The following is a 660-nucleotide window of genomic DNA, read 5'->3' as shown; positions in this document are numbered from 1 at the left end:
CGTAAATGGCAAGATAAAAACGGTGTTGATCGCTATGTAACAGAAGTCATATTGCCTCAGTACAAAGGCGAGTTAAAGCTTTTAGATGGCAAAAATGATGATAATCAAGATCAGTCATCTGCTTATGACAGAAGCATTTACAGACCTCTTGATACGCCCCATACCGTTATGAATGACAGTGTTCCTTTTTAATAGAGGGTATTTAAATGTCTGATAAGCCGCCGCTCCATACCTTTAGTGCAATCTGTAAATCTAAGCCAGTTTATAACTATACTATTACAGATCAGGAGATAACATCATTACAACATAATAATAAGATTGAGACATTCTGTAATATAACAGCAGGCTTTCTAATTGTAATGATTGTCATTATCTTCGTGTGGATGATGGGTGATGATGATGATTGGAAAAAAATACCAGCCCTTTGTATATCAATAGCGTTACTGTTATTTGTAGTGACTTTGGGTGGAGAGACATGGTCAAACTCAGAGGAAATTTGGGAAAACGTTAAACAGGTGTCTGAGGTTATCTGTGAAAAAAAATAAAAAGAGGGGACGCCCTAAAATAGCAGGGCAGGTAAGAGAACCAAACGGACGTATATCACGTGCAAAAGCACCGCGTGAAGCCGTTGATAAATTGGCAATAGAAATGCGTGCAAAG

The 660-nt window shown here is 38.0% G+C and carries 1 protein-coding gene and 1 pseudogene; both read left to right on the top strand.

Annotated elements, in window-relative coordinates; genetic code table 11:
- Positions 1-192: pseudogene (locus ACFILL_RS09465) on the top strand (single-stranded DNA-binding protein); the annotation flags it as partial.
- Positions 193-206: 14 nt separating this feature from the next.
- Entirely contained in the window at positions 207-545 is a 339-nt protein-coding gene (locus ACFILL_RS09460; RefSeq protein WP_375643859.1) for a hypothetical protein, read from the top strand.
- The last annotated feature ends 115 nt before the right edge of the window (positions 546-660 follow it).

The sequence above is a fragment of the Bartonella sp. AP20NXHL genome, assembly GCF_042196165.1.
Classification (GTDB): Bacteria; Pseudomonadota; Alphaproteobacteria; order Rhizobiales; family Rhizobiaceae; genus Bartonella.
The sequence above is the reverse complement of the archived record's forward strand: the minus strand, read 5'-3'. Positions and strand labels throughout refer to the sequence as shown.

Excerpts from the sequence above, each read along its gene's own strand:
- ACFILL_RS09460 (WP_375643859.1), top strand. The coding sequence starts at position 207 with ATGTCTGATAAGCCGCCGCTCCATACCTTTAGTGCAATCTGTAAATCT.